This window comes from Paenarthrobacter sp. AT5, assembly GCF_032764245.1.
GTDB classification, from domain to species: Bacteria; Actinomycetota; Actinomycetes; order Actinomycetales; family Micrococcaceae; genus Arthrobacter; species Arthrobacter ureafaciens.
In genome coordinates, this window is the sequence record NZ_CP136441.1 from 4102609 (window position 1) to 4125374 (window position 22766).

The window sequence follows — 22766 nt, forward strand, 5'->3', positions numbered from 1 at the left end:
TAGCCGTGATCCGGGCAATTCTTGTCCCGTATGGCATCAAGCGCTTGACGCTCCAAACGTTAAGCGTTTGACGTAAACCCTCAATGAGTGCCATGATTCCCGTGAATGCCGAGCACCCTGTCCGGCACTGCGCCGCCCCGTCACGGGGCATGGTCAACGGACAGGCCCCAATGACGTGGAGAGAGACGTGGAAATAACAGCCCGCAAAAAGATCATTCTTGACTGCGACCCCGGACATGACGATGCAGTGGCATTGCTGCTGGCTCACGGCAACCCGGACATCGAGCTGCTGGCCGTCACCACGGTGGTAGGCAACCAGACACTCGAGAAAGTCACGCGGAACGCACTTTCGGTTGCCACGATCGCAGGCATCACCGGCGTCCCGTTCGCCGCAGGATGCGACCGCCCCTTGGTCCGCACCATCGAAACCGCACCGAGCATCCACGGCGAAACCGGCATGGACGGCCCGGAACAGCCCGAGTCCGCGATCGAGCTGGACCCGCGCCACGCCGTCGACCTCATCATCGAAACCGTCATGGCGCACGAGCCCGGAACGGTAACGCTGGTCCCCACCGCTGGTTTGACCAACATCGCCATGGCCGCCCGCAAGGAACCGCGCATCGTGGAGCGCGTCAAGGAAGTGGTCCTGATGGGCGGCGGCTACCACGTGGGCAACTGGAGCGCAGTGGCGGAATTCAACATCATCATCGACCCCGAAGCGGCACACATCGTGTTCAACGAGAAATGGCCGGTGGTCATGGTGGGCCTCGACCTGACGCACCAGGCGTTGGCTACCGATGAGGTCGTCCAGCGGATCGCCAGGATCGGCACCAAGCCTGCCACGTTCGTCCTGGAGCTCATGGAATTCTTCAAGAAGACCTACAAGGATGCCCAAGGCTTCGACTTCCCGCCGGTGCACGATCCCTGCGCCGTTGCCTACGTCATCGACCCCACCGTCATGACCACCCGCAAGGTTCCCGTAGACATCGAACTGCAGGGCAAGCTCACGCTCGGGATGACGGTGGCCGACTTCCGCGCGCCCGCTCCGGAGGACTGCCACACATCCGTTGCCGTTGACCTGGACCACGGCAAGTTCTGGGATTTGGTCATCGATGCGATTGAACGGATTGGCGAACCAACGCACGACGGCGGCGCTTCCGCAGATGCGCTGGTCGCCGAAACTGCCGAGGCCGTGCTGGCTGGAGAGGCAAAGTGATGACCACCCCAACCGCCACCCGCAACAACGTCACAGCCCTCATGGTTGCCCTGCTCGCAGCCTGCGTGGCCTTCCAGCTCAACGCGTCCATGCTCAGCCCGGCGCTGGTGACCATGGGCAACGAACTTCAGACCGACCAGGCAACCATCGGCCTGTCGCAGACCTGGTTCTTCACGGCTGCAGCCCTCTTCTCCTTGTTCCTGCCCCGCCTCAGCGACATCGTGGGCCGCAAGAAGATCCTCCTCGGCATGATGCTCCTCATGGCCGTGGGCTCGGTCATTGCGGCCTTGGCCCCGGATGTCACCTGGCTGTTCGTTGGCCGCATCATCCAAGGCGTCAGCGGCCCGACCGTTCCGCTGTGCCTCATCATGCTTCGCTCGGCCGTGAGCAACAACCGCAAGTACGGCGCACTCATGGGCCTCATCACCGCGGTCAACGGTGGCGTTGCGGGCGTTGACTCGTTCGTAGGCGGCTACTTCGCGGAGAACTTCGGATTCCGCAGCATCTTCTGGCTCATGGTGGCCCTGGCCATCGTGGCGACTTTCCTGATTGCCGTCCTGGCCAATGAGAGCAAGCCCGCCGCCGGCACCACCATGGACTGGCTCGGCGTGTTCTTCATCGTCATCGCCGTCGGTGCCCTGCTGACCGCGCTGAACGAGGGCGCCAAACTCGCCACCGCCTTCGACGCCGGAACCCTTACCTTCGCCGTCGTGCTGACCGTGGTCGCCGCCGTCGCGTTCTTCGCCTTCTGGACCGTGGAGAAGCGCGCCAAGCAGCCGATGGTGGAAACCGTGCACCTGCGGCAGCGCTCCACGTGGGCTCCCCTGCTGACCACGACGCTCACCATGACCGGTATCTTCGCGGTGATCAACGGAATCGTCCCGGCGTACGTCCAGGCCGCCGACCCCGGTTTCGGCGTGGGACCCACCGAGATGTCGCTCATCATCCTTACCCCGTACGCCCTGCTCGGTTGGCTTTTCGGGCCAATCAGCGGCCGGCTGGCTCCGGTCCTGGGCTACACAAAGGTGCTTCGCATCGGCCTCGTCGGCAGCCTCGTGGCCTTGGCAATCATCGCCCTGTTCGGCCTCAACAACCTGCCCATGATGATCGTCGGCACGGCCTTGCTGGGCATCATGTACGCCGGTACGGTCAACATCATGCTGAACGGACTGGGCGTGGTGCTCTCCCCGCAAGGCAACCCGGGCTTCCTTCCGGGCATGAACGCCGGGGCCTTCAACCTCGGCGCCGGACTCAGCTTCCTGGTCCTTCCCGCAGTCCTGGTGGCTACCTCAGCGCTGGGTGACGCGAAGGGGTCCTACCTGACCGTCGTCGTCGTTGGTTTTGCCATCACCTTCGCCGCGTTCGCCGCATCGCTGCTGATCCCCAAGCCCGTCGACGCCGAAGTAGCCGAACACGAAGAGGTAGCAGCATGAGCAGGTCCGGGATCGTCGTCGTGGGTTCGCTCAATGCGGACCTCACCATCTACACCGAGCGCCTCCCCCAGCCGGGAGAGACCGTGCATGGCAACGGCTTCGCGGTGAATCCCGGCGGCAAGAGCGCCAACCAGGCCGTCGCGGCCAGCAAGCTCGGCGGGAATGTGACGCTGATCGGTGCCGTCGGCGACGACGCCAACGGGACGATGCTCCTCGAGTCCACCGCGGGTGCCGGCGTGGATGTCTCCCGCGTCCGGCGCTGCGACACGGCCACCGGCGTGGCGGTGATCTCCGTGGACGCGCGCGGCGAGAACAGCATCATCATCTCCGCTGGCGCCAACGGCACCCTCGCCCCCGCGGACGTGGACTTCGACGCGTTCCGCGACGCCGCCGTCGTCTGCCTCTGCCTGGAGGTGGGCATCGACACCGTGGTAGCCGCCGCACAAGCCGGGCACGACGCCGGAGCAGCGGTACTGCTGAACCTGTCGCCTTACGCTGAGGTGCCTGAGTTGTTGGCCGGATTGGCGGACGTCCTGCTGGTGAACGCCCACGAGGCCGCACTGTTCCTGGGCTCGGAGGCCGGCATCCCGGATCCGGACGCTGCAGTGGAAGCCTGGGAGCCCGTGCGGAGCCGCTTTGCGGACCGGGGCCTGCAGCGGGTGCTCGTGACCCTGGGCGCGCAGGGTTCTGTGGTGCTGGATTCGCTGGCCCTGGGCGGGCAGCTGACCCGCATTGCTCCAACGCAGGTCTCGGCCGTGGATACGACCGGCGCCGGGGACGCCTTCACGGGTGCCGTGGCTGCGCGTCTGGCCGCCGGCGATTCGTTGGTGGCGGCTGCGTCGTTTGCCTCGGTGGCAGCTGCGCTGGCTGCGACAAAGAAGGGCACGCAAGCTGCGTACCCCACCCTCGAGCAGGTACAAGCCGCCCAGCCATTTCCCAACTAGGTCGCATTTGTGCGCGTTTAGAGCCCTCAAAACGCGCACAAATGCGACCTACATGGGTTAGGCCGGGCCGAGCATTTTCGAGCTCCTGTCACCGGATATGACAAATTCGACACAGAAAGTGACACGTGATTCGAGTAATCCACTAGCCAAGTCGGGGCGACATGAATCATGCTTGCACCATGTACTCAACGTCGAGCCCATACCGCGTCATTACGGTCTGCACCGGGAACATCTGCCGCTCGCCCATGGCAGCCCTCATGCTCACCGAAGCCTTCAAAGCGGAAGGGCTCGGCCACCTCGTTGAGGTGGACTCCGCAGGGACGACGGGATACGAGGTGGGACACCCCATCGATCCCCGCGCGGCCCGTGTCCTGATGGCCCAGCACATCGCGTCGGAGGACCACATCGCACGGGAATGGCGGCGCGAATGGTTCATTGAGAGGGACCTTATCCTGGCACTGGACGTCGACCACTTCGGCTGGCTCCAGGAAGGCGCTCCGGACAAGGAAGCACTGGGCAGGGTCCGCATGCTCCGCAGCTTCGACCCCGCAATGGCCGGCCGCAGCTCCCTCGACCAAGGCATCGAGGACCCTTGGTACGGCGGCCATACGGACTTCGACAACACGTGGATCCTCATCAGGGCAGCGGTCCCGGGAATCGTGCAGCACGTCAAGGCGGCTATCGCCGAACGCGAAGGAGCAGGTCGGCTGGACGGGTCAGAGGACCACCAGCAGGTAACCTCTATGTCATGACCCCTGCCCCCGTGATTATTGCTGTCGACGGGAGGTCAGGCGCAGGCAAGACCACCCTCGCCGTTGAACTGGCCGCCCGCCTTCGGGAGCACCACAAAGTTTCCCTGTTCCATCTGGAAGACATCTACCCCGGCTGGAACGGGCTGGCAAGCGGCATTGAGCGCTATGTGGCAACGGTGCTTGCTCCGCTGCGCGACGGCAAACCCGCGGAATGGATCAGCTGGGACTGGGAAAAGCACTACGACGGTCGTACCCAGGTCACGCTCCCCGCGGAAATCGTTATTGTTGAAGGCGTCGGCGCGGCAGCCCAAGCCGCCCGCGGCATGCTCGACGCCGTCGTCTGGGTGGAAGCATCAGGTGAGGACCGCCGTCGTCGGGCCCTTGCGCGCGACGGCGGGAGCTACGAGCCGTACTGGGACGCCTGGGCGCAGCAGGAAGAAGAGTGGCTGGCCGTCGACCCTGTGACGGAAGCGGCGGACATCCGCGTGCAGAATCCCGCCGACGGCAGCGCCCCCGCGCACGTGCTGCAGGCCATGACGTACCTTGCACCGCTGGCCGCCGTGCTCTCGCCCGAGCTGAGCGCGCGACGCGGCCTGCAGCTTCGGGCGGAACGGATCGACGCGGCGCCCGACGCCGAAGCCCTCTTCCAGGACGTTTACGGATCGTCAACGAATGCCGTGTGGCTCGATTCTTCCAACGCCGACACCGCCATCACCGGCGGAACCCAGGCCGCCGCCCGCAGCCGGTTCAGCATCATGGCCGACGACGGCGGGACGTTCGGCCAGTCTGTCCGCCACTCTTCCGGGACTACGTGGGTGACGACCGGCTCGGCCACCGTGCGCAGCTCCGGCCCCTTCTTCCGCTGGCTGGACTCGGTGTGGGGCCGCCGGGCAGTGCGCTCTCCCGAGGGATACGACGGCCAGTTCACGCTGGGCTGGCTGGGGTACCTCGGTTACGAGCTCAAGCGGGAAACCGGCGGCAACGACGTCAGCTCCGCTACCCCGGACGCGGCGCTGGTCTTCGCCGGGCGGGCGCTGGTTCTGGACCACCGCGAGCACGCCGTCTGGCTGCTCGCTTTGGAAGCGCCCGACGCCGACGAATGGTTCAGCGTTGCCCGCGCCGCCGTGGGGGCAGCTGACGCACACCCTGCCGTGCACCCGGCAACGGTCCGCCCGGTTTCCGGCCTCCCGGTTTCCGGCCGCCGCGCCGTGGGTGTCCCCATCGATACCACCGGGCAAGCCGTTGCGGCCGCTTCCCCGGAGTTCGCCTGCAGGGATTCGGCCACCGACTACAAGCGCAAAATCACCGAGGCGCAGCACGAAATCAGCGAGGGAAACTCCTACGAGGTCTGCCTCACCACCACGCTCGAGGCCCCCGCGGGGGAACTCGACCCGTGGCAAAGCTACCAAGCCCTGCGTCGCCGGAACCCCGCCCCGTTCGCGAGCTACCTGCGGTTCGGCGGCTTGGCGATTGCCAGTACGTCTCCGGAACGCTTCCTGCGGATCACCTCCGACGGCGGGATGCGGGCCGAACCCATCAAGGGCACGCGCCGTCGTTCGGCAGATGACGCCGAGGACATCCGGCTGCGGCACGATCTTGAGACCTCGTTGAAAGACCGCGCCGAGAACATCATGATCGTGGACCTGCTCCGCAACGACCTCAGCCACTTCGCGGTGCCGGGCTCGGTAACGGTGAGCAGGCTGTGCGCGATCGAAAGTTACGCCACCGTCCACCAAATGGTCAGCACCGTGGACGCCCACCTGCGGCCCGGGGCACCGCGGGCAGAGGCCGTGGCTGCCGCCTTCCCGGCCGGTTCCATGACCGGGGCGCCGAAGATCAGCACCATGGACATCCTGGACCGCTTGGAAGCAGGCCCGCGCGGCGTCTACTCCGGCGCCATCGGCTACTTTTCGATGAACGCCGCTACGGACCTGGCGGTCGTCATCCGCACGTTGGTGATAAACCCCGACGGCGGCGGCGGACGAACGCTCAGCCTGGGGGTCGGCGGGGCGGTTACTGCGGACTCGACGCCGGATGACGAGTACGACGAGATCCGCACGAAGGCCTTCGGCGTTCTGTCGACCCTTGGAGCGACATTCCCGTCCTGAGCCTCCGTGGGCGTTCCGTTGGCTGCTTCGTTTGAGCCGTTTCGGGGCCCTTTTACTGGAGGGTGGCCGTCAGCCGGGCCACGTTGTCCACATACTTGGCAAGAGGGGGTCTGTGCACCCAATCCTCGAGGGTAAGCTCACGGGAAACCTCGCGATACGTGGACTCCACGGCCCGCATGAGGTTCACGGTGTCGGCGCCCAGGAGCATCACCGAGACCTCCATGTTCAAGGAGAAGGAGCGCATGTCCATGTTGCTGGAACCGAGCACCGCCACTTCGTCGTCGATCGTGAAGTGCTTGGCGTGGAGGACGTACGGAGCCCGGTACAGGTAGATGCGGACCCCCGCGCCCAGGAGTGCTTCGTAGTAGGACCGTTGGGCGTGGTGGACCAGGAACTGATCGCCCTTTTCCGAGACAAACAACTCCACGTCAACTCCCCGTTGGGCAGCAGTGGTGATGGCGTAGAGCAGTGAATCGTCAGGGACGAAGTACGGGCTGCAAATGGAGATCCGGTGCTGTGCCGAATAGATCAGCGTGTTGAACAGGCGAAGGTTGTTCTCCGTTGAGAACCCCGGACCGCTCGGCACCACCTGGGCCGTGACGCGTCCTGGATTCGACTGCTCCGGAAGGCGCAACTGGTCTTCAAGGGATTCGTCGGTCTCGCTGAGCCAGTCGGTGGCGAAGACGACGTTGAGGGTCGGAACGATCGGACCTTCGAGGCGGGCCATGAGCTCCACCCATTTCCGACCCACCTTGCGATGCTTGGGGTTGTTGTAGGACGGCTCAATCAGGTTCTGCGAACCGGTGAAAGCCAGCAAGCCGTCGATCACCAGGATCTTGCGGTGGTTACGGAGATCGGGGCGACGCCACTGCCCGTGGATGGGTAGCAGGGGAAGCATGGGCCGCCACTGGATCTTGCTCGCTTTGAGCCTGCGCTTCAACCGCCGGTAACCCTTGATGCGGAGCGTGCCAATGTGGTCAAAGAGCAACCGGACAGTGACGCCGCGTTCCGTGGCGTTCTCCAGTTCGGTCAGCAGTTCATCAGTCACGTAGTCGCTGCTCATGATGTAGAACTCGGCGTTGATGTAGCTCTTGGCCCCGCGGATGGCCTCTGTCATGGCCTTGATGGACTCTTCGTAGCCCGGGATGAGTTCCACTTTGTTTCCGTCAACCATGGGCAGGGAACCCAGCCGGTGGTTAAGCTCGCCGGCCGAACGGACCCATTCCGGGCCGGAGTACTCGCTCGTGGGGTCGGACAGATCGGACGTGACGGACCGGACCCTGTGGTTGACCGCTTCCTGCTGTTCCCTCCGGCGTTTGGAGAGCCTGAAGTTGCCGAACAGCAGGAACAGGACGAAGCCCACGGAAGGAATCAGGAAGACGGCCAGCAGCCAGGCCATGGCCGTGGTGGGGCGGCGATTACCGGGAATGATGCCCAGGAGGACAATGCGCATGATGACTTCCGCAATGACCCAAACGCCCAAAAGCCACGTCCATTCAGGGCCCAGCGGAAAAGGGAAAAGCATTCGACAAACCCCCACGGTTCATGAACTAACGGTGACCACAGCCTATCCGCCGTGCGCGTTGCCGGGCGCCACTAAGCTGGGATCATGACTTCTCCCGCGCCAACGGTCCTCGTTTTCCTTGATCCTGCCTACCCGAACGGCAGGGTGGCCGATTCCAGCCAGCCGCAGCTCATGGCCACGGATCTGGGTGCCACACGCGGTGACGGAGTCTTTGAATCTCTGCTCGCCGTCCAAGGCAGGCCTCGCAAGGTACAGGCGCACCTGAACCGCTTGGGCAGTTCCGCAGCGGCACTCGATCTGGCCATTCCGGGGCAGGATGCCTGGCGCAGCGCCATCGATACCGCCCTCGCTCAATTCCGCACGAACTACCCTGCTCCAACGCCCGAGGAAGACGAAGTCGTCGTCAAGCTCCTGGTGACCCGCGGCGTCGAAGGCGCCGCAACGCCCACGTGCTGGGTCCAGGCTTCGCCCTCACCCGCGGGCAGTCGCCGGCAGCGCGAGACGGGCATCGACGTCGTACTTCTTGACCGCGGTTTCGACACCGAGGCCAGCGAACGGGCGCCCTGGCTGCTGCTGGGCGCCAAGACGCTGTCCTACGCCGTGAACATGGCCGCGCTGCGTTACGCGCACAAGCAGGGGGCGGACGACGCCATCTTCACGTCCACCGACGGCCGCGTCCTTGAAGGGCCTACCTCCACGGTGCTGCTGGCCCACCTGGAGACGGTGGACGACGGCGAAGGTTCCGTCAAGACGGTCCGGCGCCTGATCACGCCCCAACTGGACAGCGGCATCCTGCCCGGCACGTCCCAAGGCGCCCTTTTTGCGGCGGCCAAGGCAGCGGGCTGGGAGCTCGGCTACGGTCCGCTGGTGCCTCAGGACCTCTTTGATGCTGATGCTGTCTGGTTGATTTCGAGCATTCGCTTGATCGCGCCCGTCAACCACATCAATGGCCAGGAAATCGGCTCGCCCGCAGTCCGCAAGCAGCTGACCGCTGAGTTGAACCAGCTTTTCGCGGGCATCGAATAGGAACACGTCCTGGACGTGCGCCTTGGGTGCAGCGGGGGTGCACCCTGGGTCCAGGCGCCTGCACGGAAGCTGCCCGCAAGGAACCTAACAGACAGCAAGTGAAGTAATCGCTCTGATGACGCTCTGATTAGAAACTCTTAAGCTCAGGCTTTGCGCTCCTTCGCGTCCAATCGGCTTCCTTAGCCTCCTTGAAATGGGGCTTCGTCCTGTGATGAACCTTGTTCTCGTGTTAGTTGGATCACCTCCTCCTTGCACCACCTTTTAGAGTTTGCCGGCTAACTTTCCGGAGGGAATATGGGACTCAGCTCCCCAACACATGCCGAGGGATCGGCCACCGACGCGTCGTCGGACAGAAGGCCTTCAGACGTTGATGCATCGGATCGAGGGTCTTCCGCCGAAGGCCTTCGCCGTTCCATGGGTGCCCGCCACCTGGTGATGATCGCCATGGGCGGCGTCATCGGTTCGGGCCTGTTTGTCAGCTCGGGTTACACCATCGCCACCGCAGGACCACTGGGAGCCGTCATCGCTTTCCTCGTCGGCGCCGTGGTGGTCTACCTGGTCATGGCCTGCCTCGGGGAGCTCGCCGTTGCGTTCCCCGTCTCAGGCGCGTTCCACATTTATGCAGCGCGGACCATTGGGCCCGCCACCGGTTTCGCCACTGCCTGGTTGTATTGGCTCTGCTGGGCGGTGGCCCTGGGATCGGAGTTCACAGCAGCCGGGTTGCTCATGCAGCGCTGGTTCCCGGACGTCGACGTCTGGATCTGGTGCTTCATCTTCGCCGCCGTCCTCTTCACCCTCAATGCGATTTCATCGCGTGTCTTTGGCGAATCGGAGTTCTGGTTCGCGCTGATCAAGGTTGCCGCCGTCGTCGGCCTGATCATCCTGGGCGGCGCCGCTTTGCTGGGCTTCCACCCGCTGGCGCAGGGCGATTACCCGTCATTGACGGAGAACTTCACCACCTCCCAAGGCTTGTTCCCCAACGGCTTCACCGGCGTTTTTGTAACGTGCCTGGCCGTGTTCTATGCCTTCTCCGGTTCGGAACTGATCGGTGTGGCTGCGGGTGAAACCGAGGATCCGGGCAAGAACATCCCCAAGGCCATGCGCACCACGGTCATCCGGCTCATGATCTTCTTTGTCGGGGCGATTCTGGTCATCGCAGCAACCATCCCTTACGAGAAGGTCAGCGTTGACGAAAGCCCGTTCGTGACGGTGTTCTCCATGCTCGGCATCCCGTTCGCTGCGGACGTCATGAACTTCGTGATCATCACAGCGTTGTTGTCCGCCGGCAACTGCGGCCTCTTCTCCTGTGCGCGGATGCTGTTCTCCCTCGCCGACGAGGGCCATGCGCCCAAGGCGTTCCGAAAACTCACCAAGCGCGGTATCCCCATGGTCGCACTCTGCGTCAGCATGCTGGGCGGGCTGGCATCGTTGATCAGCAGCGTCGTGGCACCCGCCACTGTTTACCTTGTGTTGGTCTCTGTTGCGGGCTTCGCAACCGTGGGCGTTTGGATGTCCATCGTGGCCTCGCACTTCGTTTACCGGCGGACCTTCGTACGGAACGGCGGCGACCTCTCCTCGCTCCCCTACCGCGCTCCGCTGTTCCCGCTGGTACCAATCCTCGCGTTTGCGCTGTGCGTTGTGTCCCTGGTGGGCATCGCCTTCGATCCCAACCAGGTTGCAGCGCTGCTGTTCGGCATCCCGTTCGTTGGTGCTTGCTACGCCGTCTTCTACTTCAAGTACGGACGACGCCGGCGGCTCCCCCGAGCGGTCGAGGGCAAGGCCTCTGTAGGCTCCTGACCTCATTTGGAACCAGGGCAGCCCCCGAGCAACCTTCATTGGTTGCACGGGGGCTGCTTTCGTCTGCAAATCTCTATCTAAAAGCCCTCGAAGCCTCGGCAGGGTGTGCCGCCACCACCCACTTTGAGACGGCGGAGGCCCAACACGCCGGGAAAACCCGGCCTAGCGGCGCCTAGTGAGCCCAAAGAGGGTCGTGGAGGTACGCCTGGACAGCTACTTCTTGGCCACCCGGACCGGATGCTCGCTCAGTATGGACAGCCTGTTGAAGGCATTGATGCCGATTGCTGCCATGCAAATCACGCTGATCTGCTCGTCCGAATAGTGCTCCCGGGCTTCAGCGAAGAGCTCGGCGCTGGGCCTGGAGGTGCTCATTCGGGTGATCTGCTCGGCAATCTTCATGGCCAGGACCTCTGCGGCCTCGAACAGCCCCACTTCCCTGTAGACGGCAACCAGGGACAACCGCTGCTCCGTCTCTCCGTACTTCAAGGCCCGCCGGTGATGAAGGTCCAGGCAAAACGCGCATCCGTTGATTTGCGAACACAGGTAGTTGATGAGTTCCAAGGTCTTCCGCGGAATCCCCACCCGGTCGGCTTCATCCACTAACTGCTGCGAGTAGTGCGTCAACGTGGCGTAGAGGTCCGGCTGTTGCTTGTCCAGATAGCCGGCGAGGCGCGGCGTTGTCTCCTGTTCGGGCATGCTTGGAGCCTAGCGCAACGGGATGTGATAGAGCGCCGCCCAAAACCCGACGGGACGTGATAGAGCGCCGCCAAAAACCGGCGGGACGTGATAGAGGGATCACTCGCCGGGGACGATGTCCACCGCGAGGCGGATGTGGTTCTCAGCCAGCCACTGCGGGTTGAAGGCTTTGCTGAGGTAGTTCGTGCCGGCGTCGGGGGCTATCGCCACCACCACCGAACCGTGGGGCGCCGCCCTGGCCACCCGCAAGGCCGCTGCCACAGTGAGTCCCGACGACGGCCCCAAGGACAGGCCCTCTTCGTCAAGAAGCCGGTGCACCACTGTGTAGACCTCGTCGTTGGGGATGCGGAGGAATCGGTCAACGATCGAGCGGTCGAAGATCTTGGGCCACTCCGCGGCCGGCCATGAGTTCCCCACGCCATCCACCAGGATTTCGCCGGGATGGCCACCGCTGTAGGCGGAGCCGTAGGGATCGGCGCCCACCACTTCTACGTGCCCGCCCGGCCGCTCCTTCGCCACCCGTTCCTTCAAGTACCGCCCGTTGCCGCTGATGGTCCCGCCAGTGCCGATGCCCGCCACGAAGTGGGTTACGGCGCCCCCGGTCTGTTCCCAGATTTCCGGTCCCGTGGTCCGGTAATGCGCCAGGGGGTTGGCCGGGTTGTCGAACTGCATGGGACGCCAAGCTCCGGGGGTCCCCTCCACAACGCGTGCAGCCACGGCCCGGGCGTTCTCCGGGGATTCGGACGGCGCACTCCAATCGGTCAGGATCACCCGCGCACCGTAGCTGTGCAAGGCGGCGAGTTTTTCCGAGGAAATGGTGTCGCCGGTGACCACCACCACCGGATGCCCGGTGAGCCGCCCGATCAGCGCGAGGCCGATCCCCGTATTGCCCGACGTACTCTCCACGATGGTGGCCCCGGGCTTCAACTCGCCGGACCGTTCGGCTGCCCGGACCATGCTCAAGGCCGTCCGGTCCTTGATGGATCCGCCGGGATTCTCCGACTCAAGCTTAATGTGGATGCTGCTGCCCAACCCGCGGCCCAGGGCTTCGAGCTTCACCAGCGGGGTGTTCCCTACCCGCTCCAGCACGGAGGCGTCCAGCGCATCGGCAGGGACAGTTGCAGCATGCGCGCCGTGCTTCCGATGTGCCGTCGTCACCATTCGTTTCCACCTTGCCGGAGTCCGTCAACAACAATCCGAAGCTCCCGCCGCGCGTGCTCCACCAGTTCCGGGGCGGACGGCCGGTCTGCAAGGACGTCGGCAAGGCGGCCAACGACGGCGGCGGTCCCCTTGCCCAGCGGCTGCGCAGCTCCCGCTTCGAGCAGCAGATAGGACGCCGTCAGGGCCTCAATGGCGAGCAGCTTCTCCACGGCGTCCACGGATTCCTCCAGTTGCTGCAGGGCGAGCGGCGCGAGGGTTGAATGGTCTTCGACGTCGGCGGACAAGGTGGGTGCGCCAAGGGTGGCCGGCGCTGCCAGGAATTTCAGTTCGGCGAGGAGCCCGGCCGCCGAGTACCACAGCAGCCCCGGCAACTCTTCCTGCACCAGGCCGGACCCGGCCGCGGCGGCAAGATGCTTCGCCCGGATGGCACGCTGCGGCGGGTAGAGCTTGGCGATCCTGCGTTCACTCGGAATGCCCACGTGGGCGAGCGCCAAGCGCAAGCCCTCGAAGGCCAACGCCAGCTGCATCGGCTGGAAGTTGCCCCCGGAGACCATCTGCCCCGATTCGAGGTCCACCAGCGGATTGTCACCCCTGCCGTTCAATTCCACGTCCAACGCTGCCGCCAACTGCCCCACCGAGGCCCTGAACGCCCCGTGCGTCTGAGGCGCAGCCCTGAAGGACAGGGGGTCCTGCACGGAAACTTCCGGCCGTACATCTTCCAGCCACCCGCCGCTCAACAGGCGGCGGACGGCGGCGGCCGATTCCCGTTGGCCGTCCACGGCCTTGGCCGATTGGATAGCCGGCGAGAAGGGGCTGAGGTTGCCGCCGCCGTCGTACCTTGCGATGGTTTCCAGGGAGAGGGCGAGCGCGACGTCCGCAAGCCGGGCCACATGCCGCAACCTCAGCAAGGCGAGGGTGCCGGCACCTACCGAATAGGCATTGGCGCTGACGAGGGCCAAGGCCTCACCGGCGTGGAGCGTGAGGGGCTGAAGTCCGGCGTCCGCGAGGGCCTTGGCGCCGGGCACCAGGACGCCGGACGCGTCAAGCGCTTCTCCCTCACCGATCGCGACGGCGGCGACGGCGGCCAGTTGGGTGAGGTCGGAAGAGCCCACCGAACCTTCGGCCGGGATGGCGGGGTGGACGCCACGGTTCAGGAGGTCGGCGTAGAAGCGGGCTGTTTCGGGCCGGACGCCGGAGCCGCCGCGACTGAATCCGACCAGGCGGGCGAGGATCACGGCACGTGCTTCGGCGCGGCTCAGGTAGGGTCCCACCCCGCTGTTGTGGTACCTGACCACCTGCACTTGGTAGGCAAGGATGGAGCCTTCCTCAACAGCGGTATCGCGGCCGGACCCCAGGAGGGTGTTGAGGCCGTAAACCCGCTCGCCGGAGGCCGCCACGTGCTCCACGACTTCCCGTGAACGGCCGATCAAAGTCAGGGCATCATGGTTGAGTTTCACGTGGCAGGAGTCGTCCGCCGCCGCCATGGCGATGCTTTCTGCATGCACTGGCGCCGTCCCGATCAGCAGCACCTTCGACTCCGGAAACATGGTCAGAAATCCAGGAGATTCTGCCGGAAACCGCCGTTGCCATAGCTTTTCCTCAGCAGGCCGCGGCGACGAAGTTCGGGAGTCAGTTTGTCCAGGACCCCATGCACCGTCACCGGATCGACGAACCCGGAAAACAGGAAGCCGTCACCGCCCACGGCCTCGCCCGTCTCCTCGAGGTAGTCGGCGATCTCTCCGGCGGTCCCGATGATCGAATCACCGGCGCCGCCGCTGCGGGCCTGCAGGATCTGCCGCAGCGTGGACCCGGGAGGAGCCGCTTTGGCGAAGTGTTCCAGCGTTCCTTGGTTACTGTTGGTGCTCAGCTCGGGGAGGGGCTGATCGAGGTCGAATTGCTTGAAGTCGATCACCGAAAGGTAGGAGATCGAGTTGAGCTGGCTGTCGATGTCCCGCTGCGTCAGCTCCTTGCGCCGTGCCCGCAGTTCCTCCCCCTCCGCAGCAGACCCCACCACGGTGGGCTTGAGGACAAAAAGTACCTTGACGTCGTCGGGATTCCGTCCTGCATTTGCGGCTTCGGCACGGATGGAATCGCGGTAGGCCTTCATCCCGTCGACGCCCCGGGCCAGGGCGATTGCGACGTCGGCGTGGCCACCCGCGAACGCCTTGCCCCGGGGCGATGCACCGGCCTGCACCAGTACGGGTTCCTCGGGAAGGGGTGCCGTATTCAGCGGACCCCGGACCTTGAAAAACTGCCCGTCGTGGTTGATGGGATGGACTTTGGTGTGGTCCGCAAACCGGCCTGCCTCCACGTCCTCCAGCACGGCGTCCGGTTCCCAGCTCCGCCAAAGCCGCCGGACGACGTCGACGAATTCCTCCGCCTTCTCGTAACGCAGGTCGTGCTCGATCTGCTGGTCCAGTCCGTAATTCTGCGCGGCGAGGTCGCTGCCGGAGGTCACCACGTTCCAGCCGAGTTGGCCCTCGGAGAAATGCTGCAGGGTGGCAAGGAGCCTGGCCGCGGTGAAAGGCGGGTAGAAGGACGCGCTGATGGTGGGCACAATGCCGAGGTGTTCCGTCGCGGACAGCAGGTACGGCACCAGGGCCAAGGGATCGTGCTTCGGAGCGAAGGACGCGTGCGCGAGCGACACTTCCGCGGTGCCGCCGTACGTGTCCGGGACGGTGAGTGAATCTTCGATGATGAACAGGTCCAGCCCCGACCGTTCAAAAGCCCTGACCGCCTCCTGGTAGAGCGCAGGCTTCTTCCAGTCATAGCCAAGGCTGTAGCCGGGAGTCCCCCAGCCCTGGACACCGAATCCATGGCCCACGAACCATCCGAAATGCAGCATGGGCTTGAGTGTAGAACTGCTCTGTCCGTTCACCGCGACCTGATTTCATGCGAAGTTACAGGGGGTCGTATTGCGTCAATTATGCTCCCGTGACGTCTTAAATGGTCCAGTCCCGGCGGCCGGTCCGGTTACGCAACATGACGACGGCGGGACACCCGCCACATGCGTCGCAACGGCCGCGGATGTTATTTTCTTCTTGAGTAATGAGTACCAGCGCCAAGCCCTGACTTGCTGGTCGGCAACCCTCTCCCGCGGCGGGGTGCCTCAGGTGACTACTCGGCGTATTCGACACTTCGAACTGCAAGCGTGACTGAGGAGCACATTAATGCCTGAACCCATCGAAGAGAGACTTTCCTACCGTTTGATCACGGGCCCGGACACCCGGGACTTCTGCGAACGGATCAGCAACGCCCTCGCTGAAGGCTACGTCCTGCATGGCAGCCCGTCGGCCACCTTCAACGGAACGGACGTCATCGTGGCACAGGCAGTGGTGTTGCCTGCCGCCGTCGCCAGCGCGGATGCCGCCGTGGCCAATGCCGTGGATGAGCTGGAGAACTACGAGGACGAGGCAGCATTCGAGGGCCACGCATGAGCTACGCCGGAGACCTGACCCCGCAGGATGCCTGGGCGAAGCTGCAGGACGGTGCCATCCTGGTGGACGTCCGCACCGAGGGCGAGTGGGCCCACATCGGCATCCCCGACACCAAGGCCACGGAAAACGATCCCCTGTTCATCCAGTGGAACCTTGCAGGCGGCGTCCCGAACTCCCGCTTCATCGAAGACCTGCAGCAACAGGCACCCGAGGGAGACGGCGTTGAGCTTGTGTTCCTTTGCCGGTCCGGCCAGCGCTCCATTGCTGCGGCCATCGCCGCAACCCAGGCAGGTTTCACCGCCTACAACGTCCTCGAAGGCTTCGAAGGTGAACCGGACCGTTACGGCGAACGAACCGTCAACGGCTGGAAAAACCGCGGCCTGCCAACCAACCTTGGAAACGAATAAGAAGTGACTTTCAACCCTGACGCCGCCGGCTGGAATCCAGACACCCAAGCCGTTCGCGGTGGCCTTGACCGTACCAATTTCCAGGAAACGGCGGAGCCCGTCTTCCTCAACTCCGGCTTCGTCTACGAGTCGGCTGCAGCTGCCGAGCGCGCCTTCACCGGAGAAGACGAACGATTCGTCTACTCCCGCTACGGCAACCCCTCCGTTGCCACCTTCCAGGAGCGGCTGCGTCTCCTTGAAGGCACCGAAGCCTGCTTCGCGACGGCGTCGGGCATGTCCGCAGTCTTCACCGCCCTTGGTGCCTTGCTGGGCGCCGGCGACCGGGTGGTTGCCGCCCGCTCGCTCTTTGGCTCCTGCTTCGTGATCCTCAACGAGATCCTGCCGCGGTGGGGCGTGGAGACGGTGTTCGTAGACGGCCCCGACCTGGACCAGTGGCGCGCTGCCCTCTCCGAGCCCACCACCGCGGTGTTCTTCGAGTCCCCCTCCAACCCGATGCAGGAGATCGTGGACATCGCAGCCGTCAGCGAGCTCGCGCACGCCGCCGGGGCAACAGTGGTGGTGGACAACGTCTTTGCCACTCCCCTGCTCCAGCGCTGCGGCGAGCTCGGCGCCGACGTCATTGTGTACTCCGGCACGAAGCACATCGACGGCCAAGGCCGCGTACTGGGCGGCGCGATCCTGGGCACCAAGGAGTTCATCGAAGGCCCGGTCAAGCAACTCATGCGGCACACCGGGCCGTCATTGTCCGCGTTCAACGCGTGGGTGCTGACCAAGGGCCTGGAGACCATGGGCCTGCGGGTGAACCACAGTTCCGCCTCTGCGCTGAAGATTGCCGAATGGCTGGAAGATCAGCCTGCGATCAACTGGGTCAAATACCCCTTGCTCACATCCCACCCGCAGTATGAGCTGGCCGCCAAGCAGATGAAGGCCGGCGGTACCGTGTTGACGTTCGAGCTTTCGCCGTCGTCCGGCCGCTCCGCCAAGGAAGCCGCGTTCGCTTTGCTCGACGGGTTGCGGGTCATCGACATCTCCAACAACCTGGGCGACTCGAAGTCGCTCATTACCCACCCGGCTACCACCACCCACAGGGCCATGGGACCCGAAGGCCGTGCAGCCATCGGGCTCTCCGACGGCGTGGTCCGGTTGTCCGTTGGGCTCGAGGACGTCAACGACCTCATCCTGGATCTGGAGAAGGCCCTCAAACAGGTCTAATCTCATGCCATGAGGCATCCATACCGCCGCGCGGGGGCTGTCATTGTTGCGGGTTCGGTCGTGTGGCTGGCGGGAATATCTCCGGTGCCCCGCGTCTATACCACCCACGATCCGGCCGAGCGTTTGAGGCTGCTTCTGCGGGGTGAGCGGGGATGGGTGACCGGCCACCACGTGGCCGCAGCCGGGACCGCGGCCGTGCCGATTGGATTCGCCGCCTTGGCACGGGCCATGCCTGACGCCAAGGCCAAGCACTGGGTAGAGGCCTCGGCTGCGGCGCTCCTGGCCGGAGCTCCGCTGTTTGTGTACAGCCTGTCCCGGAGGGCGTCGGACCTTGAACGGTTTGCGTATCGTCGCGGCTCGAATGTTCCGTTCCTGGGCTACTCATGGCTGCACATCGCCGGCCTGGCCGCCCTCGGCACCGGCTTGCTGCGATCGCCGGCAGAGCGCTGGGTGGGGCTGACGGCCAGCAGTGCTGCGGTACTTTTCGCCGGCATCCTGCTCAAGGCCAAGGACATTCCGCCGTTCGTCTTCTACGTTACGGAGGCGACTGTGGGAGGGTACCTGATGGTGTGGGATCCGGAGCCTCCCGCGGGCGACCCCGCGGTTGGTTGAGTTCCCGCAGTGCTGAGTTCCCGCGGTTGGCTGAGGTCCCGTAGTGCGGAGTTCCTAGGCCCGGCGGACGCGTGCCAGCACGGGATCGGGATCCTTGATGGCACCTCCCGGTGTGCCGGAGACGGTGACTTTGACGGCATGCCCCACCACGGCACCCAACGCCTCTACACTGGGCGGACTCCCTGCGGGGCTTTGGCCATCCCGTTGGCGGCTGTTGAAGCGTGCCGCAGCTTCCCGTTGCTGATGGGCGCCGTTTCCGCGCTTCAGGATGTCCGCTAAGCCTGCTTTCACCAGTTCCAGTTCGCCCTGCTCGGCCAACACGGGGGTCAAGTACTCCATCAACGCCCACACCACGCTTGTGGCCGGTTCGGGACGGAATTCGCCAAAGTCAAGAAGGTCACCGCGCAAACCCATGTTGCTGGCTTGGAAACTGGCCATGCGCAACAACGCCGTCGGCACCGAGGCGGGTTCAACGCCGTCGAGCATCTCCCGGGTGGCCGTCTCCACCAAAGCCCGCACCAGCACGGCAATCAAGGCCGCATCCTCCGAACGCAGGCAGACGTCGGCAACCCGGACCTCCACTGTGGGGTGGTCCCGGGAGAGGCGGGCGTCAAAGTAGATCATGCCCTCATCCAGCAGCACGCCCGTCTCCAACAGCCGCTTGACCATACGCCGATAGGAGGTCAGGGAACCGAACACAGCGGACGGCCCGGACGTTGGCCAGCGGTTCCAGGCCTGGGTCCGGTAGCTGTCAAAGCCGGTGGCCTGTCCGCGCCAGTAGGGAGAATTGGCGCTGATGGCGGTCAGGACAGCGAGCTTGTCCCGGATGTGGTCCAGGACTACGACGCCTTCCTCAGGCGATTCCAACGAGGTGTGCACGTGGAAGCCGCACGTCAGCTGTTCGTACGCCGTGAGTCCAAAACGCTCCAGCATCTCCGCGTACCTGGGGTTGGGCGTCGTGTGCGGGGTGGAAGCGAGGGGCGAAGTGGCAAGTGCGGCTACGCGGGCCCCGTGCTTGCGGGCGGCCTGGTCTGCCAAGGCCCGGCCCCGCCTGATCTGATGCAGCAATTCGTCGTAGCTATGGCAGGGCCGGGTCTGGGTCTCGATCTGTTCCAGCTTTAGTTCGTGGCTGAGCCCTGAACCGTCGCCCTCGGAAGTCCCGTCCTGTTGCCCTCTTCCGCTGATCAACGCATCCGCGAGGGCCAGAGGTTGACCCGTCACGGGATCGACGATGAGCAGCTCCTCCTCCACCCCGAAAGTACGCATGCTCCATTTTGCGCCCCACGATAGCCGCGGCCGCAAACCCCGCCGCCACCTGGTCCGTCAATTTTGCTGGATCATTCGTACCGGACCGTAGGCGAAGCCCCGAAAATGGCGGGGTCCCGAGGGCCAAGGCCGGAGTGATCCAGCAAATTTCTCGTCGGGCTATCCACATAAGGCCCCCGCCCACTCCTGGCGGGGCGTCGATCGTGGCTTGCTGGCCCTATGGATGCGCTTGAATTCCTCACATCGGTGGGCGGAGTCGCCAAGATCGGGCTGCTCCGGGCCAACGGGTACACCCCCGCCGATATCCGCAAGCTCGCAGGTGCCTATCAGCCCAGGCATGGTCTGTGGGCCATACCGTCGGCTGACCCTGCTGTCCTTAAGGCGGTTTCCAACAACGGCTACCTGACATGTGCCAGCGCAGCCCTCAGGTACGGTCTCTGGCTCAAGACCACACCGGCAAAGCTTCACTTAGCCACCAGGCACGGCAGAGGGCACGGCTTCGTGCGGCACGGCGGTCTCCGCTTCGGTCCGGAGGCCAGTCTTCCCCTTGCCTCCGTGGAAGTACGCCCCGGAGCAGATCTGGAACTCGCCGGAGCACGTCATGGCGGAAATCCGGGGCTTCCTGGCCAGGGGAAGACCCCGCCATTTGGGTGGACGAGCAGAAATTTGCTGGATCATTCGCACCTGACCGCAGGCGAAGCCCCGGAATGGCAGGGTCCCCGAGGGCCGAGGCCGGAATGATCCAGCAAATTTGAGGGACCGGCCTAGTCCTGGAAGTACTCCACCTTGGCGCCGATGGTGTTCAGCCGCTCGGCGAGGTCCTCATAGCCACGTTCAATGACATAGATGTTGCGGAGCTCCGACGTTCCGCGGGCGGCAAGCATCGCAAGGAGCACGCACGCCGCCGGACGGAGGGCCGGAGGGCAGCCAATCTCGGCGGCACGCCACTTGGTGGGGCCGTTGATGTAGATCCGGTGCGGATCCAGGAGCTGGACCTGGGCGCCGAGCTTGTTGAGCTCGGTCAGGTAGATGGCGCGGTTCTCGTAGACCCAGTCGTGGATCATGGTCTGGCCCTCTGCATTGCCGGCGATCACGGCGAAGAAGGGCAGGTTGTCGATGTTCAGCCCCGGGAACGGCATGGGGTGGATCTTGTCCTGCGGGGCGCGGAGCTCGGATGGCTTGGTGGTGACGTCCACCAAACGGGTACGTCCGTTGCGTGCCTTGTATTCGCCGGAAATCTCCAGCTCCTGGCCCATCTGCTGCAAGGTGGCCAACTCGATCTCCATGAACTCGATGGGCACCCTCCGGATGGTCACCTCGGAGTTGGTGACGATGCCGGCAGTGATAAGGGACATCGCCTCGATGGGGTCCTCGGAGGGGAAGTACTCGATGTCCACGTCGATGCTGGACCGGCCGGTGATGCGCAGCGTGGTGGTGCCAATGCCTTCGATCCCCACGCCCAGGCCCTGCAGGTAGAAGCACAGGTCCTGGACCATGTAGTTGGGGCTGGCATTGCGGATAACGGTGGTGCCCTCACGGTGCGCGGCAGCCATGATGGCGTTCTCGGTCACGGTATCGCCGCGTTCCGTCAGCACGAACGAGCGGTCTTCGCCGTCGGCCGGCGGGGCTGCTACGGAGTAGAACCCGGACTTCGCCTCGACCCTCAGCCCGAATTCGCGCAGCGCCTGCATGTGGGGCTCAACGGTGCGGGTCCCCAGATCGCAGCCACCGGCATACGGCAGCAGGTATTCGTCGGTCTCGTCCAGGAGCGGTCCCAACAGCATGATGACACTGCGGGTCCGGCGCGCTGCATCGACGTCCATGGTGCCGAGATCCAGCACTTCGGGACGGCGGATGCGCAGATCGCTGTTATTAAGCCACGTGCACTCGACGCCGATGGACGTCAGGACCTCGACGATCCGGTTGACCTCTTCAATCATTGCCAAACGGCGCAGGGTGGTGGTTCCCCGGTTGATCAGGCTGGCACACAGCAGGGCCACGCCGGCATTCTTGCTGCTGTTGACGTCAACGGCACCGGATAACGTCCGCCCGCCTTCAACCCTTAGGTGGGTCATCTGGGGACGGCCCACCTTGACGATGGAACGGCCAAAGATGGCCTCAAGCCGTTCAATCATTCGAAGGCTCAGGTTCTGTTTGCCCTGCTCCATGCGGGCCACGGCGCTCTGGCTGGTTCCCAGCTCGGCGGCCAGCTGTCCTTGGGTCCAGCCCTTCTCGCTGCGGGCGTCGCGAAGCAGAAGGCCAACGTGTTCGGCAGTAGGTTGGGTCATAACCCAAGAAATATCACAAGTGAGTTAGAAGGCCCGCACAAAACGCCGATTCAGCGGTTAAGGTCACACCATACCCGGGCGGTGCGATATAAAGCTCGACGGCGGACTGTCGGCCAAGGTGCGGGGGTCAGGCCTTCCAGTACCCAAGGACGTCGATCCGCCGTCTATCCACTCCCACCACCTTGCGCAGGTGTTTGGCAATGGCGCGCGCACTGGAGGCCTCGCAGGCAACCCAGAAAAAGTCCTCCTCTGGCGAAACGGCTTCTGCAGTCAGCGACGAGCAGACTTCTTCCGCCAGGGCCGCTCCGTCACGCTTGCGGGGAATCCAGGTAACAGCATCGCTTGGCGTCGTCCGGACCTCAAGGGAAGGATCGGCGTCGTGCTGGAATTCCAGCCAAAGGTGCGCCGGCGCCGTGGATCCCACGTCGGAACGTGCGTCCAAGAGCGAGTTGATGGCCGGGATCGAGGCGGGATCGCCAACGATCCAAAGGCGCCGCGCCGGCTGCGGGAAATTGAAGGCGCTGCCTTGGACGGTCGCTTCGATGGTGGCGCCGGGCTGCACCGTACGGGCCCAGTCGGCCGCGATACCTGCGTGCATGGCGAAGTCCATGCTGAAAGTTCCGGCCCGCACATCCGGATCCACCAGGGTGTAGGCGCGCTGATGACCCTTTCCGCCGTCGTCGAACCACAGCCTGATCCACATGGTGGGGTGCAGCTCGGAGTCCATCAGCAGCCCACCGTCTTTGACGTTGACGCGGAGGAAGTCAGGGCTGATTTCTTCCCGCCCGATGACCTCCAACATGAAGTCCTTGGCACCCATCGCTTTGAGGACGATGCCTTCCCAGCTCCGCTTCAAGCAACACTCCTTCATGAATGGCAGGGATTT

Annotated in this window: 20 protein-coding genes and 1 riboswitch; of the genes, 12 read left to right on the forward strand and 8 right to left on the reverse strand. The window is 64.5% G+C overall.

The features are described 5' to 3' along the window. Positions 1-187: 187 nt before the first annotated feature. The 5 genes from RI444_RS19100 to pabB all read left to right on the forward strand — a co-directional run bounded on the left by RI444_RS19100 (position 188) and on the right by pabB (position 6453). Complete coding sequence (locus RI444_RS19100) at positions 188-1216, forward strand: nucleoside hydrolase (RefSeq protein WP_021474086.1); 1029 nt, start codon at positions 188-190, stop codon at positions 1214-1216. After that, complete coding sequence (locus tag RI444_RS19105) at positions 1216-2649, forward strand: MFS transporter (protein WP_179011885.1); 1434 nt, start codon at positions 1216-1218, stop codon at positions 2647-2649. The genes RI444_RS19100 and RI444_RS19105 overlap by 1 nt, the downstream gene beginning before the upstream one ends. Beyond that, complete coding sequence (locus tag RI444_RS19110; protein WP_069696786.1) at positions 2646-3593, forward strand: ribokinase; 948 nt, start codon at positions 2646-2648, stop codon at positions 3591-3593. Before RI444_RS19105 ends, RI444_RS19110 begins: the two co-directional genes overlap by 4 nt. A gap of 179 nt (positions 3594-3772) precedes the next feature. After that, a complete protein-coding gene (locus RI444_RS19115; protein WP_031217071.1) occupies positions 3773-4345 on the forward strand; it encodes a low molecular weight protein-tyrosine-phosphatase in 573 nt (190 codons plus the stop codon). Further along, on the forward strand, positions 4342-6453 hold the full coding sequence (gene pabB / locus RI444_RS19120; protein ID WP_207605462.1) for an aminodeoxychorismate synthase component I: 2112 nt from the start codon (positions 4342-4344) through the stop codon (positions 6451-6453). Before RI444_RS19115 ends, pabB begins: the two co-directional genes overlap by 4 nt. Positions 6454-6505: 52 nt before the next feature. On the opposite strand, the gene cls is transcribed toward pabB, so the two are convergent. Next, positions 6506-7978, reverse strand: coding sequence for a cardiolipin synthase (cls, locus tag RI444_RS19125; RefSeq protein WP_021474080.1), 1473 nt, complete (start codon positions 7976-7978; stop codon positions 6506-6508). 84 nt (positions 7979-8062) lie between these two features. Between cls and RI444_RS19130 the strand changes: the two genes are divergently transcribed. Both RI444_RS19130 and RI444_RS19135 read left to right on the forward strand, forming a co-directional pair. Then, a complete protein-coding gene (locus RI444_RS19130; protein ID WP_207605461.1) occupies positions 8063-9004 on the forward strand; it encodes an aminodeoxychorismate lyase in 942 nt (313 codons plus the stop codon). A gap of 294 nt (positions 9005-9298) precedes the next feature. Further along, on the forward strand, positions 9299-10801 hold the full coding sequence (locus RI444_RS19135) for an amino acid permease (RefSeq protein WP_207605460.1): 1503 nt from the start codon (positions 9299-9301) through the stop codon (positions 10799-10801). A 213-nt stretch (positions 10802-11014) separates the two neighbouring features. Here RI444_RS19135 and RI444_RS19140 read toward each other — a convergent pair whose 3' ends face one another. The 4 genes from RI444_RS19140 to RI444_RS19155 form a co-directional block, all read right to left on the reverse strand. Then, entirely contained in the window at positions 11015-11497 is a 483-nt protein-coding gene (locus tag RI444_RS19140) for a carboxymuconolactone decarboxylase family protein (protein WP_021474077.1), read from the reverse strand. Between the two features lie 99 nt (positions 11498-11596). Then, entirely contained in the window at positions 11597-12658 is a 1062-nt protein-coding gene (locus RI444_RS19145) for a PLP-dependent cysteine synthase family protein (RefSeq protein ID WP_062098207.1), read from the reverse strand. Further along, positions 12652-14205 (reverse strand): aromatic amino acid ammonia-lyase, encoded by a 1554-nt coding sequence (locus tag RI444_RS19150; protein ID WP_207605459.1) that lies wholly within the window; start codon positions 14203-14205, stop codon positions 12652-12654. Before RI444_RS19150 ends, RI444_RS19145 begins: the two co-directional genes overlap by 7 nt. 2 nt (positions 14206-14207) lie before the next feature. Continuing rightward, a complete protein-coding gene (locus tag RI444_RS19155) occupies positions 14208-15536 on the reverse strand; it encodes an NtaA/DmoA family FMN-dependent monooxygenase (RefSeq protein ID WP_062098211.1) in 1329 nt (442 codons plus the stop codon). Between the two features lie 166 nt (positions 15537-15702). Further along, positions 15703-15816, forward strand: a riboswitch (SAM riboswitch). Positions 15817-15828: 12 nt separating this feature from the next. Here RI444_RS19155 and RI444_RS19160 point away from each other — a divergent pair. Genes RI444_RS19160 through RI444_RS19175 form a run of 4 tightly spaced genes read left to right on the forward strand, consistent with a single transcriptional unit; the run spans position 15829 to position 18326 of the window. Then, positions 15829-16095, forward strand: a complete 267-nt coding sequence (locus RI444_RS19160; RefSeq protein ID WP_021474073.1) for a DUF1737 domain-containing protein — start codon at positions 15829-15831, stop codon at positions 16093-16095. Further along, entirely contained in the window at positions 16092-16502 is a 411-nt protein-coding gene (locus tag RI444_RS19165; protein ID WP_021474072.1) for a rhodanese-like domain-containing protein, read from the forward strand. Before RI444_RS19160 ends, RI444_RS19165 begins: the two co-directional genes overlap by 4 nt. Before the next feature lie 3 nt (positions 16503-16505). After that, positions 16506-17714, forward strand: a complete 1209-nt coding sequence (locus RI444_RS19170) for an O-succinylhomoserine sulfhydrylase (RefSeq protein WP_021474071.1) — start codon at positions 16506-16508, stop codon at positions 17712-17714. Positions 17715-17723: 9 nt separating this feature from the next. Continuing rightward, complete coding sequence (locus tag RI444_RS19175) at positions 17724-18326, forward strand: hypothetical protein (RefSeq protein ID WP_021474070.1); 603 nt, start codon at positions 17724-17726, stop codon at positions 18324-18326. Positions 18327-18380: 54 nt separating this feature from the next. On the opposite strand, the gene RI444_RS19180 is transcribed toward RI444_RS19175, so the two are convergent. Next, a complete protein-coding gene (locus RI444_RS19180) occupies positions 18381-19592 on the reverse strand; it encodes a glutamate--cysteine ligase (RefSeq protein WP_021474069.1) in 1212 nt (403 codons plus the stop codon). 219 nt (positions 19593-19811) lie between these two features. On the opposite strand from RI444_RS19180, the gene RI444_RS19185 reads away from it, so the two are divergent. Continuing rightward, on the forward strand, positions 19812-20333 hold the full coding sequence (locus RI444_RS19185; protein WP_139126926.1) for a hypothetical protein: 522 nt from the start codon (positions 19812-19814) through the stop codon (positions 20331-20333). 23 nt (positions 20334-20356) lie between these two features. Here the strand turns inward: RI444_RS19185 and RI444_RS19190 are convergent, their stop codons facing one another. Both RI444_RS19190 and RI444_RS19195 read right to left on the reverse strand, forming a co-directional pair. After that, positions 20357-21880, reverse strand: a complete 1524-nt coding sequence (locus RI444_RS19190; protein WP_316963841.1) for a UDP-N-acetylglucosamine 1-carboxyvinyltransferase — start codon at positions 21878-21880, stop codon at positions 20357-20359. Between the two features lie 127 nt (positions 21881-22007). Then, entirely contained in the window at positions 22008-22736 is a 729-nt protein-coding gene (locus tag RI444_RS19195) for a siderophore-interacting protein (protein ID WP_021474066.1), read from the reverse strand. Between the last annotated feature and the right edge of the window lie 30 nt (positions 22737-22766).